The sequence below is a fragment of the Frankia sp. CcWB2 genome (genome assembly GCF_977927585.1).
The window spans coordinates 2166-2729 of the sequence record NZ_CDWRCM010000288.1; the positions used below are offsets into that span (position 1 = coordinate 2166).

Below are 564 nucleotides of genomic sequence, written 5' to 3' on the forward strand. Positions count from 1 at the left end.
GCTGGCCCAGGGTGGACTGCACCCCGCCGTAACCGGTGCCGATGACGACCGCGAGCCGTTTGGGAGCGACCTCGGGGGATCCCGCGTCCGCCCATGCCTGCCGGGCGGTGACGATCGCCATCTGTTCACCGCGGTCGAGCTTGCGGCTGTCCTTGCGCGGCAGCGTTGCCGCGGGGTCGACGGGCAGCCGGGCGGCGAGTCGGACCGGCAGCTCCCGCGCCCATTCGTCTTCGATCACCGCGACACCCGAGGCACCCGCGACCAGCCCGTCCCAGGTGGCGGCGAGGTTGCCGCCGAGTGGAGTCATCGCACCGAGACCCGTCACCACGATCTTGTCGTAAACCACTAATTACCCCTTCCCGTCACGATGAGGGCGGAACGCCAGAAAGGCGGTTCCGATCCTTGCTCCGGATCACCTTCCCAGCTCGGGGCGCGGTCTGGACAGCTCCGCCGCTACCGATGTCGGCGGCCAGGTGTTGTGGGAACCCTACAAAGACCCGCGAGCCCTACGATGGCGAGACGGGCGCCGCCGCGGCCCACGACGCCGGACCGGCGAGGGGACGG

The 564-nt window shown here is 70.4% G+C and carries 1 protein-coding gene; it reads right to left on the reverse strand.

The genetic code is table 11. The features are described from left to right. The coding region (locus ACY45C_RS20550; protein WP_462189195.1) for a beta-ketoacyl synthase N-terminal-like domain-containing protein at positions 1–307 on the reverse strand (307 nt) is incomplete at its 3' end. Positions 308–564: the final 257 nt, after the last annotated feature.